The organism is Clostridium sp. CTA-7, from assembly GCF_054768095.1.
Map to the genome: position 1 here is coordinate 125663 of NZ_BAAAAV010000004.1, position 16529 is coordinate 142191.

Consider the following 16529-nt stretch of genomic DNA (forward strand, 5'->3'; position numbering starts at 1 on the left):
ACCTCCTAATTATCTTTGCTTAAGTCAACTGAAACTACTTTTGATACTCCTTTTTCTTCCATAGTTATTCCATACATAACATCACTTGCTTCCATAGTCCCTTTTCTGTGTGTAATAACTATAAATTGTATATTGTCTGAAAACTGTTTTAAAAACTCTGCATATCTATATACATTTGCATCATCTAAAGCTGCTTCTATTTCATCTAATATACAAAAAGGTGTAGGCTTCATCTTTAATATTGCAAATAGCAATGCTATAGCTGAAAGCACCTTTTCTCCACCAGACATTAAGTTTATATTTTGAAGCTTTTTACCTGGTGGTTGAACATTTATTTCTATATTAGCTGTTAGCTCATCACCTTCACCTAAAATAAGTTCTGCATTTCCACCCTTAAATAAATCTTTAAAAGTTTCATTAAAGTTTTCATTTAGTATTTTGAAGTTTTCTCTAAATAGTTCTTGCATTTTTGTAGTCATTTCATAAATAACTGTCATTAGCTCGTCTTTTGCTTTATTTAAATCTTCTTCTTGTGCTGACATAAATTCATATTTTTCACAAACCTCTTCATATTCAGCTATTGCTGCTAAATTTACTGTTCCTAATGCTGTTATTTGAGTTTTTAATTTAAATATATCATCTTTAATTTTTGAAATATTTTCTACTTCCAATGCAATTTCCATGGCCTCAGCTAAAGTTAAATCTAATTCTTCATTTAATCGTTTATAGTAATTATCTTTTTCACTTTCTATTTTAGCATATACTATTTCTCTCTTATTTAGCTCACCTTCTAGTGTCCTTAATATCTCTATTAATTCTTTTGCTTCTCCATCTCTTATTTTTAACTTATCTTTTAAAGTTATTCTCTTAACTTCATCAACCTTAAATATATCCTCAAGCTCATTTAATCTTTTATTTATTTCATCTATTAAGTTTACTTTTATTTCTATTTGATTTTTTAAATAGTCTATATTACTTTCTTTTTCATTATTTTCTTCTTTAAGCTTTAATATCTTTTCTTCTTTTTCTTTTTCCTCTTTCTCTTTTCTTTTTATTTCAGACTGCTTTCCATAAACTACTTCATCTAGTGTTGCCTTATTTATTTTCAATTGTATAGCTTCATCTTTTATTTTATCAAACTTATCCTTCTTATCTATCAATAATGCTTGAATTCTCAAAATTTCATTTTTATTTAATAAGCTATCTTCTTTTAATTTGTTTAATAAATCTTCTTTATTTTTTATTTCTTCTTTTAGCTTATTTAAATTTTCATTATTTAAATATAATTCCTTTTTAGAAACTTCAAATGAATTTTTAAGCTTTAACCCCTCATTTTCTAGAGCTTTTATTTCACTTTCATATCTTGTTATATCAATAGTTTTTTCATGAACCTCATCACTTTTATTTAAATTGTCCTCATCAATAGTCTTTATTTCTTCTTTAATATTATTTAGTGAATTATATTCTAATGAATATTTTTCTTTATTTTTTAAGATATTTTCTTCTAATTCTTGAAGTTCTCTTCTTCTACCTAAAATACTAGAGTTATTCTTTTTATAAATACTTCCACCTGTAAGGGCTCCTCCTGGACTAATAACTTCTCCATCTAAAGTTACTATTTTAAGTTTATAGTTTCCAAGTTTTGAAATTTTTAATGCAGAATCCATATCTCTTGCAATTATAGTTTTTCCTAAAGAATAATCCATTATTTCTTTAAATTTAGCATCAAAATCAATTAAATCAGATGCTAAGCCTAAAAAACCTGAAAGATTACTAATTTCATTAGAAATATTTAATCTATTTCCCTTAATAATATTTAAAGGTAAAAAGGTAGCTCTACCTAAAGAATTTTTCTTAAGATAATCTATTAATAATTTAGCTACATTCTCGTCTTTAGTTATTATATTTGAAATAGCTCCACCTAATGCTATTTCTATAGCAGTTTCATATTCCTTATTAACAGTAAATATTTCACCTAGAACCTTAGTACCTTTTCCATAGGATATTTGTCCATTATCTATTCTTTCCATAAGTCTTTTTACTGATAACTGATATCCTTCATAACTTTTTTCTAAGTCTCTTAAGGTAGTAAATTTACCTTCTAAAGTACTAATATTTTTAGATATTTCTCTTATAAGCCCCTCTTTTTTTGCAGAAGAACTACTTAAAAGAGAAAGCTTTTTCTTATTTTCTACTATAGTATTTTTTACTTCTTCTCTTATTCTTTTAGATTCCTGTATACTTTTCTTTAATCCCAATATAGTAGCTAAATTAATACTTATATTTCCTTCTATTGTTTTTAAAGCATTTTTTCCATTTAAGCCTAATTCTTCTTTATTTATTATTTCTTTATTCAGTAAAACTATATTATTGTTTGTTTCTGAAGTCTTTCTCAAAAGCTCAAATTCCTCTTCCTTAAGGTTTTCAACTTCTTTTTCTAAATCTTGAATCTCTTTATTTAAGTGATAAACTTCTTTTTCTAATCTTTTAATATCATTTTCTTTTTGAACTTGTTCTTTTATTTTTTCTTCAAGTTCCTTACCCAACTGATTTTTTTCTTCTAAAGAAATTTTCAAGCTATTTTCTAAAGAATCTTTTTCTAAAGAATCTTTATTTATTATTTCCTCTAAATTTTTAATTCTCTCTTTAAATATCTCTATATTCTTTAGACTTTGGTTTAACTCTTCCTTTTTACTGTAATATTCACTTTTTTCTTTGTTATTCTTGTTTTCTAACTCTTCAATTTTACTTTCTAAAACTAAAAGTTCTTCTTTATCCTTATGTAATTTATTTCTTTTAGTTTCTATATCCTTTTTTCTTTCATTTATATCTTTACTTACATCATTAATTTCATCTTCTATTTTTTTTATATTGTTAACTAATATAGAAACTTCTTTTATTCTTAATTCTTCTGCTAAAGTCTTATATTTTAGAGCTTTTTCTCTTTCAATTTTTAATGGTTCAATTCTTTCTTCATAGGTAGAAATTATATCTCTTATTCTAATTAAATTATTTTCAGTATTAGATAATTTTTTTTCAGCTTCTTCTTTTCTGGATTTAAATTTAACTATACCAGCAGCTTCCTCTAATAATGCTCTTCTATCTTCTGCCTTACCACTTAGTATGGCTTCTATTTTACCTTGTCCAATAAGTGAATACCCTTCTTTACCTATACCTGTATCCATAAATAGACTATTTATGTCTTTTAATCTACATTTTTGATTATTTATTAAATATTCTGTTTCACCTGATCTAAATATTCTTCTTGTAATAGTAACTTCTGAATAATCAGTATCTAATGAGCTATCTGAGTTATCTAATGTAAGTGAAACCTGGGCTAGTCCAACTGGTTTCCTATACTGGGTCCCAGCAAAAATAACATCTTCCATTTTTCCCCCTCTAAGGGTTTTTACACTTTGCTCTCCAAGAACCCATCTTACTGAGTCAGATATATTACTTTTCCCACTACCATTTGGCCCTACTACTGCTGTTACTCCTTTTTTAAATTTTAATTGGGTTTTATCCGCAAAAGATTTAAAACCTCTTATCTCTAGGGATTTTAAAAACATAGATACACTCCTTACCTATATCAATGATACTAATAGACTCATTGAAAACATGATAGCTAAAATTATAGTAATTACATATATCATTTTTTGTCTTGTTTTTTTCTTCATAATTACCACTCCTATTCTTATTTAAGTTTATAGTAAAGATAGTGAAATATCAATAATAAGGTAGGCAAAATCTTGCCTACCTTATATACTAACTTTTTCTATTCTTTTTAGTACAATAACATTAACGCTTCCTCTGCTGATCTTATCCTTGGTAGTTACTAGTATTTTTCCTTTATTATTATCTTTTAAATTATTAAAATAAAGTTTTTTATTCGCATAAAGCTTACTTAGATCCTTTGAGTTTATTTCAATTATTATATCTTCATCACAATTTATAACTGATTTTATTTTATCACAAATTAAGCTTCCCTCTACAAGTTCCCTAAATGCTGGATGAAAAGGTCCATCTATTATATCTTTTCCCCAAGTTATGGTTTCAGTTGGTTGAAGACCAATTCTAATTATGTTAACCTTAGCACTATTATACAACATATATAACTCTTTAGATATTTCAACAGCTTCTTCTAATGAATAAGGCTTATATTGACCTCTCTCATACATATCTGCCATAGGTGTATCTTTAATTACTAGTGAAGGATATATTCTACATATATCTGGTTCCATTTCTATAGATTTTTTCACTGTTTCAATATCTTTTTCAAAAGTATCACCTGGAAGTCCTGGCATTATCTGATGACCTAATGTAATTCCATATTCTTTTATAAGATTAGATGCTTTTTCTACATCTTCTGCACTATGACCTCTTCCTGATAACCTTAATACTTCATCATCTAAAGATTGAACTCCAAGTTCAATTACATCTACTTTATAATCCTTCAAGTAGTCTAATATATATCTATTTATTGCATCAGGTCTTGTTGACATCCTTATTTTATCTATATAGCCTTTTTCTTTATATTCTTTTGCAACTGCTAATAATTCTTTTTGTTTATTTACATCTATAGCTGTAAATGTACCACCAAAAAATGAAATTTCAACAATTGCATTTTTATAATCTATAGTTTTAAGATAATCATCAACTGTATCTTTTACATCTTTATCAGTAACCTCTTCTTGAACAACCTTCGCTATTCTATCCTGATTACAAAATACACACTGATGAGGACATCCTTGATGAGATATAAATATAGGTATAATATAATGCTTTTTACTCATTTAATTCCTCCAAAACTCTTAAAGCTTCTTTTGCTGCATTTTGCTCTGATTCTTTTTTACTATAACCTTCTCCATTCCCAAATTCTTTATCCTCTATTATAACTGACGTGAAAAACTTTCTTCTATGTGGAGGTCCTTCATACTTTAGTAGTTCATAAACTATTGAAACTTCACCTGATTTTTGCATTTCTTCTTGAAGCTTAGTTTTATAATCTAAAACTATATCATTATTTATTGCTTTATCAATTATATCTTTAAAATACCCTATTATAAAATCTTTAGCAAACTCAAGTCCCTTATCTAGATAAATTGCTGCTAATAAAGCTTCAACAGCATCTGCTATTATAGATACTCTTTCCCTTCCTCCTGTTAACTCCTCGCCTCTACTTATTCTTATAAAAAATCCTAGATTTAACTTTTTACCAATTTCATAAAGTGAATTTTCGCAAACTATTAAACTTCTTATTTTTGTTAATTCACCTTCACTCTTGCTTTTATAATTTAAAAATAAATATTCAGTAATACATAATTGAAGAATAGAATCTCCTAAAAATTCAAATCTTTCATTATACTCCTGATCCTTATGTTGATTTGCATAGGAGCTATGAGTCAATGCAGTCTTTAAAAGCTTTGGCTCATTAAATGTTAAACCTATACTCTCCTCAACCTCTTTTATATTAAACTTCGCCATTTTATACACTCCTTGAAGTTTATTCTTCAACTTGCTTTCCAAGAAATTCTTTTTAATAGAGCAAATTCAAGAATAAACCAAATTCTCTGTAAATATTAAATATAAAATCCCGCATTAAAGCGGGATTACATTACTCTTCAACATGACTCTTTAAATACTTAACTACATCTCCAACAGTTTTAAAATTTTCTGCTTCTTCATCTGGAATTTCTGTATCTAACTCATCTTCTAAAGCCATCATAAGTTCAACTAAATCTAATGAATCTGCATTTAAATCGTCAACGAATGAAGAGTCCATTGTTATATCATCTTCGTTAATGCTTAATTTTTCAGCAATTATTTCTCTAACTTTTTCAAACATTTAATTCACCTCCTACATACATCATTTAGATAATATTATATATTATTTATCTAGTCAATATGCATATTGGCATAAATTATATATTATTTTGAAGTTCTGATTTTATTTTTTCTAATACACCCTTATCATAAAAAGTTTTAGTTTGCCTTATAGCATTTTTGAAAGCTTTTCCATCAGAGCTTCCATGTGCTTTTATACAAATACCTTCAACGCCTAAAAATGGTGCTCCACCATATTCTTTATAGTCAAACTTTACTTTTAATGATTTAAATACAGGTTTTAAAAGACCAGCACCTATCTTACTCATTATTCCTGATGATAAAATTTCTTCTTTTATCATTTTTAACAATGTGGATGCTACTCCTTCATACATTTTTAACAATGTATTTCCTACAAACCCGTCACAAACTAAAACATTTACATCACCTTTTGATGTATCCCTTGGTTCTACATTTCCAACAAAATTTAAATTCTTCTCTTCTTTTAATAGCTTATGAACACTTTTAGTTAATTCATTACCTTTTTCTTCTTCTGCTCCTATGTTAACTAGGCCTATAGAAGGATTCTCATTACCTATTACCCCTTGATAATATACTTTTCCCATCTTAGCAAATTGTACTAAGTAATTAGGCTTACAATCAACGTTTGCTCCAGCATCAACTATCATGAAGCTACCATTTTTACCTGGCATAATTGGAGCTAAAGCCGGTCTTTCCACACCTTTTATTCTTCCAACTATAAGTGTGCATCCAGCTAAGAATGCACCTGTACTCCCACCTGATATAACAGCATCACATTCTTTATCTTTAACAAGCTTCAATGCTTTACATATGCTTGAATCCTTTTTCTTCTTTAAAGCCATTACAGGATGCTCATTTGGAGAAATAACCTCTCTTGCATCAACTATATTAACTAGCTTTTCATCATATTGGTATTTCTTAAGCTCTTCTTCTATTTGCTCTTTAGGACCTGTTATATAGTATTCTATTCCTTCGTATTCCTTTAAAGCTTGAATAAGGCCTTCTACTACGGCTTTAGGTGCATTATCCCCACCCATACCATCTATAGCTATCTTCATAATACCATTTCGCCCCTTTTCTTTATATATAAAGAAAAGAAAGTCATTAGACTTTCTTTATTCTTCTACTGAAGCAACTACTTCTTTACCTTTATAGAATCCACAATTCTTGCAAACTCTGTGAGCTAGCTTCATTTCGTGACATTGTGGACACTCAACTATTCCAGGTAAGCTCGCCTTAAAAGTTTGAGCTCTTCTTGAATTTCTCTTTGCTCTATATGTTTTTCTAGCAGGATTTCCCATTACTACACCTCCTTATTTCCAAACAACTCTTGTAACTTTGCCAGTCTTAAGTCTACATCATTTGTCTCACATTGACAAGAACCTTCATTAAGATTTTTACCGCATTGGTAGCAAAGTCCATTACAGTCATCTGTGCAAAGTCTCTTAATAGGTAAGGTTGAAATACTAATACTTTCAACTATTTCAGCAATATCTAATGTATCGCTATCTACAAAAATAATCTCTTCATTATCTTGAAGTTCCTTATTATTTGTAAACCTTTCTTCTATATCAATATCTATTGGATAGATAAAGGTCTCTAGGCATCTTGAACAATTAAGTTTCAATTTTGTCTTTATGGAAGCTCTTAGAGTTAAAACATCTCCAACAGAGGTAACATTTCCAACTACATTTACAGCTTCTACAGCTTCAATTTTTTCTCCATCAAAATAAAGTGGAGCTAATTCATATGTTATATTGATTTCTTTTTTTCTTTTATTTAATGAAATTAAGTCTGAAAATTGTATAATCATATGTATTTGCTCTAGACTATGTCCTCATATCCTTTAGGATACATTATACACATTATGTGTATAGCTTGAGCAAAGCTTCATTTCACTCCTTAGATAAATATTTGCCGAATAAACACAATTTATTATATAAAGTGCACCATTAAAAGTCAAGCAATTTATTGTAAATTACCCAACTAATAATTATGCACCTTAAATCTATTTGCTTATTAATTCAACAGTATCTCTTGCTATTACTAATTCTTCGTTAGTTGGTATAACAAAAGCTTTTACCTTACAACCTTCTTTTGATATTTCTCTTACCTTTCCTCTAACGTTATTTCTTTCAGTATCTACTTCTACACCTAAGAACTCTAGGCCCTTTAAAATTGCCTCTCTAGTTTCTGGACCATTTTCTCCAACTCCAGCTGTAAATACTATAGCATCAACACCACCCATAATAGCAGCATATGATCCAATTGTAGCTCTTACTTTATATTCAAATATAGAAAGTGCTAACTTTGCTCTATGAACGCCTTCTTTAAATGCAGCATCTTCTATATCTCTAAAGTCGGAACTAATTCCTGATATTCCAAGAACACCTGATTTTTTATTTAGCAAATCATTAGCTTCATCAATAGATAAACCTTCTTCTTTCATTAAGAAAGTAACTATAGCTGGATCTATATTCCCACTTCTTGTTCCCATTGCAACACCTTCAAGTGGAGTAAAGCCCATTGATGTATCTATAGAAACCCCATTCTTAATAGCACATAAACTTGCACCATTTCCTAAGTGACATGTAACTATTTTTAATTCTTTTATGTCTTTACCCATAACTTCTGCAACTTTTTGTGATACATATCTATGTGAAGTACCATGGAATCCATATTTTCTTATTCCGTGTTTTTTATATAATTCATATGGTAGTGCATATAAATATGCCTCTTCTGGCATAGTTGAATGGAATGCATTGTCAAAAACTGCTACCATCGGAATATTCGACATTAATTCTTCGCAAGCTTCTATACCAATTACGTGTGCTGGATTGTGAAGTGGAGCTAATTTAAAGCATTCTCTTATGTAATCTTTAACTCCTGCATCTATAACTACTGAACTCTTATACTTTTCTCCTCCGTGAACAACTCTATGTCCAACTGCTGTTATTTCATCCATTGATGAAATAACTCCGTTTTCTCTATCTACTAAAGCATCTAAAACTAGCTTTATAGCAACTTTATGATCTTCCATAGGTTGTTTAACTATATATTTATCTCTGCCTTCAACCTTTTGAGTTAAAACTGATCCTTCAATTCCTATTCTCTCTACTAATCCTTGAGCTAATGATTCTTCAGTAGTCATATCTATTAATTGATATTTAAGTGATGAGCTACCGCAATTAATTACTAAAACTTTCATTTTCTCTTACTCCTTCCTAATAATTATTATTTTTGAGCTTGTGCTTGAACTGCTGTTAATGCAACAACATTAACTATATCATCAGAGCTACATCCTCTTGATAAATCATTTATTGGCTTTGCAAATCCTTGACACATAGGTCCAATGGCTTCTGCATTAGCAAATCTTTGAACTAATTTATATCCTATATTTCCACTTTGTAAATCTGGGAATACAAGAACATTAGCCTTTCCTGCAACACTGCTATTTGGAGCTTTTTGAGATGCTACTTTTTCAACTATAGCTGCATCTAATTGTAATTCTCCATCTATTAATAAATCTGGTCTTAATTCCTTTGCAAGCTCTGTAGCTTTTCTAACCTTATCTACCATTTCATGATCTGCACTTCCCATAGTTGAGAATGAAAGCATAGCCACTTTTGGTTCTATTTTACAAAGTTTTTTAGCAGTATCTGCTGTTGCTATAGCTATTGCTGCTAATTGTTCATAAGTCGGATTTGGATTAACTGCACAGTCTGAGAATAGAAGCATTCCTTCTTCTCCATACTTTGAACCAGGTACCATCATTATAAAGAAGCTTGATACAACTGATACTCCTGGTGCAGTCTTTATTATTTGTAATCCTGGTCTTAGTAAATCTCCGGTTGTATGTACTGCTCCTGAAACCATTCCTTCTGCATCGTTTAATTTAACCATCATAGTTCCAAAATATAATGGATCTCTTACTATTTTATCAGCTTTTTCTAAAGTCATTCCCTTATTTTTTCTTAATTCATAAAACTCATTAACATAAGCTTGTAATCTTTCTGAAGTGTTAGGATCAACTATCTCTACCCCTTCTAAATTTACCCCTAATTCACTAGCTTTTTCTTTAATTTTACTGTTATCTCCAACTAAAATTGGATATGCTAAACCAAGCTCTTGTATTCTTTGAGCTGCTACTAAAGTTCTTTCCTCATCCCCTTCTGGAAGAACTATTTTTTTTCTGTCAGCCTTAGCTGCATCCCATAATTTATTCATAAGTTCCATAATTATTTCTCCTTTCAAAAAGATACTAACTCATCTTCATATACTAATATACTCCTAAATAACTATAGTTTTCAACATAAAAATATCCGAAAGATTTAATTCTTTATATTATAAATATTCAGAATTTTTCTCATTATATAAATAACCTACATATTATACTTTAATCTTTCTATAAAATCTTATTATGATATAATATTTTTATATTTCCCATTAAGGAGTGTATTTATGAATATAACAGGAATAATAACAGAATATAACCCTTTCCACAACGGTCATCTTTATCACTTAAATTCTGCAATAAAAGAAACAAACGCTGATGGAATAGTATGCATAATGAGTGGTAATTTTGTTCAAAGAGGTGAACCAGCATTAATTGATAAATGGAAACGAGCAGAAATGGCTATTTTAAATGGAGTTGATTTAGTTTTAGAATTGCCTACATTTTACGCTTTATCTTCTGCAGAATTTTTTGCAAAGGGCTCAATATCTATTCTTGACTCAATTGGAGTAATCAATAACATATTTTTTGGTAGCGAATGTGGTAATATAGATATTTTAACTAAAATTGCAAAAACTTTAGTTTCTGAATCTAAAGAGCTACAAGATGAAATAAAGGAAAACTTAAAGACTGGAATTACTTATGCAAAAGCTAGAGAAATATCTCTTATAAAAATTTTAAATGATAAATCAATGGAAGAAGTTTTGTCAAGCTCTAATAATATTTTAGCAATAGAATATATAAAATCCTTACTTAAATTAAATAGTGCTATTTCTCCTCTTACATTAAAACGAGAAGGCTCAAATTATAACGATAAAAAGTTAACTGACAAATATGCTTCTGCAACTAGTATAAGAGAGAGTTTTAAAAATAATTTATCTCTAGGGGACCTAAAAAATTATTTACCAAGTAAATCATTAGATATATTATCTTCTCTAAAAGAAAACTCCTACCCTTTTGTTTTCGAAAAAGATATGTATCCGTACATTAAATATAAACTCCTTGCTAATTGTATAAATTTTAACAATCTTTTTGAAATAAGAGAAGGATTAGAAAATAAATTTTTAAAAGAAATTTATTATAGTAATTCTTACGAAGATTTAATACTTAAAATAAAAAGTAAAAGATATACTTACACTAAAATATCTAGATTAATGGCTCAAATATTTTTATCTTTAGATGAGTTTTCCTATGATGATTTAATAGATGAAAATAACCTTTATGCTAGAGTATTAGGATTTAATAGTACTGGAAGATCCATATTAAAAGAAATGAAAAAGAAATCTAGTATTCCAATAATAACTAAGGTACCAAGGAACATATCTAATCCCCTATTAAAATTAGATATTCAAGCTACCAAGGCTTATTCTTTGTTAAATAGCTCCCTTAATCCATTAAGTGATTATTTGCAATTACCCATAATAAAAGATTAATATTAAAAAGTCATAGGCATATAAATACTATATAGGAGGTAAATTTTATGTTTAGTATTTTTATTTTATGGCTTTTTATTTTTTTTCTTGTGGCATTATTATTAAAGCTATTAGATGTAAAAAAAAATTATATTATATGTTTTGCGATTACCATCTTTATAATTATATTTGTAATTAATTTAGAAGTTAGTATATCAGCAGCAATTAGTGGAGCTAAGTTAGTGGTTGTTGCAATACTCCCAACCATATTTCCATTTAGTGTCATATGTAATTTGTTAATTTATTATGATGGAATAACTCTTTACTCGAAGATATTAGGACCTTTAATTTGCAAGCCACTAGGCCTTTCAAAAAGTTGTTCTTTCCCTTTAGCTGCAAGTTTTATATGTGGTTATCCATTAGGAGCAAAATATTCTTCTGATATATATGATCTTGGATATATACATAAAAGTGAATACGAAAGACTATTAAATATAGCATCTAATGCTGGCCCTATATTTATACTAGGATCTGTCTCAGCTTCTATGCTTTATGACGTAAAACTTGGTTATATCCTATTAATAGCTAATTACTTATCTATAGTAGCTGTAGGTTTTTTAACAAGAAAGAGCTCTAAAAATATAACATACCTAAAAAAAATGGAAAGCACTTATAAAGAAAATCCTTTTGGAACTAATTTAAAAAATGCAATTGAAAGTGCAATTTCTACCACTATAAATGTAGGAGCCTTTGTTATAATATTTTCAGTATTTATAAGCATAATAAAAAGCAACACTTATATAAGTACTGCTTTTGAAAACTTAGAAAACTTAATAAAATTACCTAATGGAATCTTATATAACCTTTTTTTAGGTAGTATTGAATTTACAAACGGTTGTAAATTAATTTCTACTTCTAATATCTCCATGAGCTTAAAACTAAGTATGATGAGCTTTATTTTATCATTTTCAAGCTTATCAGTAATTGCTCAAGTAAGTTCTATTGTAAGTAAAAATAATCCTAACATGAAAAAATATATTTTTTATAAATTTATTCAAGGAATAATAAGTTTTATAATAACTTTTATTTCAAGTAATATAATCCCACTTTCTACTACTACATCAAATATTACTAATAATAAAATATATAATATTTTTTCATTTTATAAACTTTTTATTCCTTTTATAATATTCCTTTTACTAACACTTTTAATATCTATGTTATTAAAACATGTTAGTATATTACATTCCTCTTAACTCAGAAATATTTTCTTTAATTTTTGATCCAGTTTTACTTAGATCTTCATCAATTTCTTTTGCTACTAACTCGAAGGATTTTTGCATATTTTCAATTAATAGGTTTCTTTTTTCTTCAATTTCCCTATCTAATTGAGCCAAAATTTCTGTTGAATACTCTCTTGATCCAATTCTAATTGCCTTGGCATCTCTTTGAGCTAGGGCAATTATTTCATTTGCTCGAATTTTAGCTTCCTTAACTATATCATGATTTTCGATATTTTGCTTCATTATTTCCATTGTTTCTCTTTTTACAGTTTCGTACTCCTTTTGAGCATCTCCAAGTATTCTATCTTTTTCTGTCATCACCCATTGTGCTTTTTTTAATTGATCTGGTAGATAATTTATAACTTGATCTATTACTTCTAAAAATTCTTTTTTATCAACTACACTTTTCCCTGTTATAGGCACTTTAGGTGCTGTTTCTATTAATTCTTCTAAATACTCTAAAAGTTCTATAATATTAACTTCAATCTTCTCCATCCCTCTTCCCCCTTGGTAAAAATTATCTAAACTTATCCTTAACTTCTAAAATTAATTCTTCAGGTACAAGCCCTTTAATGTTTCCACTAAACTTCGCTACTTGCTTTACTGAAGATGAGCTTACATAAGAATATGCTGAAGAAGTCATCATAAATACAGTTTCAATATCTGGATCAAGCTTAGAATTCATAAGTGCCATTTGAAACTCATATTCAAAGTCAGATACCGTTCTAAGCCCCTTTAAAATAACTTTTGAATTATGCATTCTTGCAAAATCTACTAATAATCCATCGAAACTTAATACTTCTACATTTTTTAAATTCTTCGTAACCCTCTTAATTAACTCAACTCTTTCTTCAATATTAAATAAACATTTTTTATCCACATTGACTAAAACTGCAACTATAAGCTTATCATAAATTTTGGCTCCTCTAGTTATAATATCTAAATGTCCATTTGTAATAGGATCAAAGCTCCCAGGATAAACTGCTATATTCATGTTTTTCACCTTTTTATTTACTCCTCATATTTATAAAAACATACTGTTGTATTACCATATTTTCTACTTTGTAATAATTTAATATCTTTATATCCATGATATATATCTTCTATAGAATCTATCTTTGTTACTATTATTCCATTATCTTTGAGCATATTATGTTCTTTTACTATTTTTAATGCTTCTGGAATCATCTCCTTGCAATAAGGCGGGTCTATAAATATAATATCAAAACTTATTCCCTTTTTACTTAACATTTTTAAAGCTTCGTATGAATCCATATTTAATGGAGTACAAAAGTTTTCAAATTTTAAATTTTCGATATTTTGTTTTAATAAAGGAAATGTTGAACTACTTTTATCTATTAGATAAACTTCTTTCGCACCTCTACTTGCTGCTTCTAAACCAAGGCTTCCTGTCCCTGCAAAAACATCTACAGCAATTGCTTCTGGTATGTATCCTTGAATTATACTAAACATAGCTTCTTTTACTCTATCTAAAGTTGGTCTCGTTTCCATAGTTGCAGGAGGTATTAAATTTCTTCCTCTTGCTTTTCCTGCTATTATTCTCATTTAGTTTCCTCCTTAGGTACTATCATTTCAATTTTATCATAATATTTCTTTATATACAATTTTTTTAATTAAAACAAATATATCGACTCCATCTTTCAATAGAATTTGATATTTCATTACATAATTTTAAATGTTCCATTTCTTTTGAACTAACTAATATATTGGCTTCATACCTTGCACACTTTAATATATCTATATCTTCATATATATCTGAAAGGACTAACCCTATATCCCCACTTTGTTTTAATCCAAACATTTCTCCTGCTCCCCTAAGCTTTAAATCCTGCTCAGATATGTAAAAACCATCTGTCGATTCTGTCATTATTTCCATTCTCTTTTTTGTTCTTTCATTTTTTGCCTTACCTATAAGAACACAATAAGACTCGTATTCTCCTCTACCTACTCTTCCCCTTAATTGATGAAGCTGAGCTAATCCAAATCTCTCTGAGTTTTCTATTATCATCATAGAAGCATTTGGAACATTTACCCCAACCTCAATAACAGTTGTGGAAATTATAACATTTATCTTATTTTCTTTAAATAATCCTATTCTCTCATCTTTTTCCTTCGGCTTCATTTTACCATGTAATATTTCAACACCTATATTCTTAAATACTCCATTTTTTAGCTCTTCATAAAGTTTTTCTACAGAATTTAGCTCCATCTTTTCATCATCTTCTATTAATGGACATACTATATACACTTGCCTTCCCTTTTTTATTTCATCTAAAGCTAAATTATAGGCTAACATTCTATCATTTTCTGAATAAAACCTTGTATCTATCTTTTTTCTTCCTGGTGGCAACTGGTCAATTATTGAAACATCTAAGTCTGAATACATATATAAGGCTAATGTTCTAGGTATAGGAGTTGCTGTCATAACTAAAACATCAGGTCTCCTCCCCTTATTTATAAGTTTATTTCTTTGTTCTACTCCAAATCTATGCTGCTCATCTGTAACAACCAGACCTAAATTAGTAAAGTCCACATCTTCTTGAATTAAGGCATGTGTTCCTATAACTATAATCGGCTCTCCTGTTGCTATTCTTTCTTTGATTCTTCGTTTCTCTTTTAAACTGGTACTTCCTGTTAACAATTCAATTTCTACGTTAAAACCTTTTAAAATTTTTGATGTTTCAGCATAATGTTGATTTGCTAAAATTTCTGTTGGTACCATAAGAGAAGCTTGATAACCATTTTTAATTACATTGAACATTGCTATTATAGCTACTATGGTTTTACCACTTCCAACATCTCCTTGAACTAGTCTATTCATTGAATATTTACTTTTTTGATCTCTTAAAATTTCTCTAACAACCTTAGTTTGAGCATCTGTTAAACTAAATGGAAGCATTTCTTTTAATGTAGATAATTCATTATGCCAATAAAATGAAATACCGTCATTGCTTCTTAGCTTACTTTTAAGTAATAAAAGTTTCATTGAATAAGTAAATAGTTCTTGAAACTTTAATCTTACTATTGCTTTTTCTAATTCTCCTTTACCTTTTGGAAAATGTATTTCTCTTATAGCTTTATCTAATTCTATCATTTTATATTTATATAATATTTCTTTAGGCAAATTATCAGTTATCAAAACCTTATCTAATATTTGATTTATTAGCTTTGTTATTATTTTATCTGTTAAATCACTCTTCAATGGATATTTGGGTATTATTTCACTTTTTTTAGCATCACTACATCCAATCATTGGATTTATTACTTCTAATGAATTACCTACTCTTTTAAATTTCCCTACTAAATCGTAAGGTTCATTTAATTTATAAGAATTCTTTATATACCTTTGATTAAACCATTTTCCAATAACTATATGTCCTTTGTAATCAAATTTTATTGTAGTTATTATCTTTCCAGTTTTAGTTTTAACATCTCTATCATATCCTATTACCCTACAAGTTAAAATTTGCTTTTCTTCACCATCTATTTCGTTAAAATCTATATCCCCTTTAATAAATTCATAATCCCTTGGAAAATATAAAAGTAAATCATATATTGTAAAAATCCCACATTTATTAAGCTTTTCAGTAAGCTTTGGTCCTACTCCTTTAAGAGCAGATATTTCCATTGATATATTCATTTGCTCACCTCAAAATTTTATTCATAAATATTAAAGCACAAGTCTCTACTTATGTAAATAAAGTAGTAACTTGT

15 protein-coding genes are annotated in these 16529 nt (G+C 28.3%); 2 read left to right on the forward strand and 13 right to left on the reverse strand.

Features of this window, described 5'->3' with window-relative positions; genetic code table 11:
- Positions 1-5: 5 nt before the first annotated feature.
- From smc to pta, 9 genes are all read right to left on the reverse strand, one after another.
- The gene (gene smc / locus ACYUEX_RS09380; RefSeq protein WP_460287810.1) at positions 6-3569 is read right to left on the reverse strand and encodes a chromosome segregation protein SMC; all 3564 of its coding nucleotides are present in this window, start codon (positions 3567-3569) and stop codon (positions 6-8) included.
- 189 nt (positions 3570-3758) lie between these two features.
- Positions 3759-4793, reverse strand: coding sequence for an elongator complex protein 3 (locus ACYUEX_RS09385; protein ID WP_460287811.1), 1035 nt, complete (start codon positions 4791-4793; stop codon positions 3759-3761).
- Positions 4786-5484 carry a ribonuclease III gene (rnc, locus tag ACYUEX_RS09390; protein ID WP_460287812.1) on the reverse strand — a complete coding sequence of 233 codons (699 nt, stop codon included), beginning with the start codon at positions 5482-5484 and terminating at the stop codon, positions 4786-4788. The genes ACYUEX_RS09385 and rnc overlap by 8 nt, the downstream gene beginning before the upstream one ends.
- 130 nt (positions 5485-5614) lie before the next feature.
- Positions 5615-5845, reverse strand: a complete 231-nt coding sequence (gene acpP, locus ACYUEX_RS09395) for an acyl carrier protein (protein ID WP_322545591.1) — start codon at positions 5843-5845, stop codon at positions 5615-5617.
- Between the two features lie 76 nt (positions 5846-5921).
- On the reverse strand, positions 5922-6923 hold the full coding sequence (gene plsX / locus ACYUEX_RS09400) for a phosphate acyltransferase PlsX (RefSeq protein WP_460287813.1): 1002 nt from the start codon (positions 6921-6923) through the stop codon (positions 5922-5924).
- Between the two features lie 57 nt (positions 6924-6980).
- Positions 6981-7166: a 50S ribosomal protein L32 gene (rpmF, locus tag ACYUEX_RS09405; RefSeq protein ID WP_008678357.1), complete on the reverse strand. Its 186-nt coding sequence runs from the start codon at positions 7164-7166 to the stop codon at positions 6981-6983.
- A gap of 2 nt (positions 7167-7168) precedes the next feature.
- The gene (locus ACYUEX_RS09410) at positions 7169-7678 is read right to left on the reverse strand and encodes a YceD family protein (protein ID WP_460287814.1); all 510 of its coding nucleotides are present in this window, start codon (positions 7676-7678) and stop codon (positions 7169-7171) included.
- Positions 7679-7873: 195 nt separating this feature from the next.
- Positions 7874-9073 (reverse strand): acetate kinase, encoded by a 1200-nt coding sequence (locus ACYUEX_RS09415; protein WP_460287815.1) that lies wholly within the window; start codon positions 9071-9073, stop codon positions 7874-7876.
- Positions 9074-9099: 26 nt separating this feature from the next.
- The gene (gene pta, locus ACYUEX_RS09420; RefSeq protein WP_460287816.1) at positions 9100-10101 is read right to left on the reverse strand and encodes a phosphate acetyltransferase; all 1002 of its coding nucleotides are present in this window, start codon (positions 10099-10101) and stop codon (positions 9100-9102) included.
- A gap of 225 nt (positions 10102-10326) precedes the next feature.
- Here pta and ACYUEX_RS09425 point away from each other — a divergent pair, with 225 nt between their 5' ends.
- Entirely contained in the window at positions 10327-11532 is a 1206-nt protein-coding gene (locus ACYUEX_RS09425) for a nucleotidyltransferase (RefSeq protein ID WP_460287817.1), read from the forward strand.
- A gap of 47 nt (positions 11533-11579) precedes the next feature.
- Entirely contained in the window at positions 11580-12767 is a 1188-nt protein-coding gene (gene ylbJ, locus ACYUEX_RS09430; RefSeq protein WP_460287819.1) for a sporulation integral membrane protein YlbJ, read from the forward strand.
- On the opposite strand, the gene ACYUEX_RS09435 is transcribed toward ylbJ, so the two are convergent.
- From ACYUEX_RS09435 to recG, 4 genes are all read right to left on the reverse strand, one after another.
- Complete coding sequence (locus ACYUEX_RS09435) at positions 12753-13289, reverse strand: ATPase (protein WP_322458768.1); 537 nt, start codon at positions 13287-13289, stop codon at positions 12753-12755. The genes ylbJ and ACYUEX_RS09435 overlap by 15 nt on opposite strands.
- A 22-nt stretch (positions 13290-13311) precedes the next feature.
- Positions 13312-13788, reverse strand: coding sequence for a pantetheine-phosphate adenylyltransferase (gene coaD, locus ACYUEX_RS09440; RefSeq protein WP_460288190.1), 477 nt, complete (start codon positions 13786-13788; stop codon positions 13312-13314).
- Between the two features lie 17 nt (positions 13789-13805).
- Positions 13806-14360, reverse strand: a complete 555-nt coding sequence (gene rsmD, locus ACYUEX_RS09445) for a 16S rRNA (guanine(966)-N(2))-methyltransferase RsmD (RefSeq protein WP_460287820.1) — start codon at positions 14358-14360, stop codon at positions 13806-13808.
- A gap of 64 nt (positions 14361-14424) precedes the next feature.
- The gene (recG, locus tag ACYUEX_RS09450; RefSeq protein ID WP_460287821.1) at positions 14425-16455 is read right to left on the reverse strand and encodes an ATP-dependent DNA helicase RecG; all 2031 of its coding nucleotides are present in this window, start codon (positions 16453-16455) and stop codon (positions 14425-14427) included.
- Between the last annotated feature and the right edge of the window lie 74 nt (positions 16456-16529).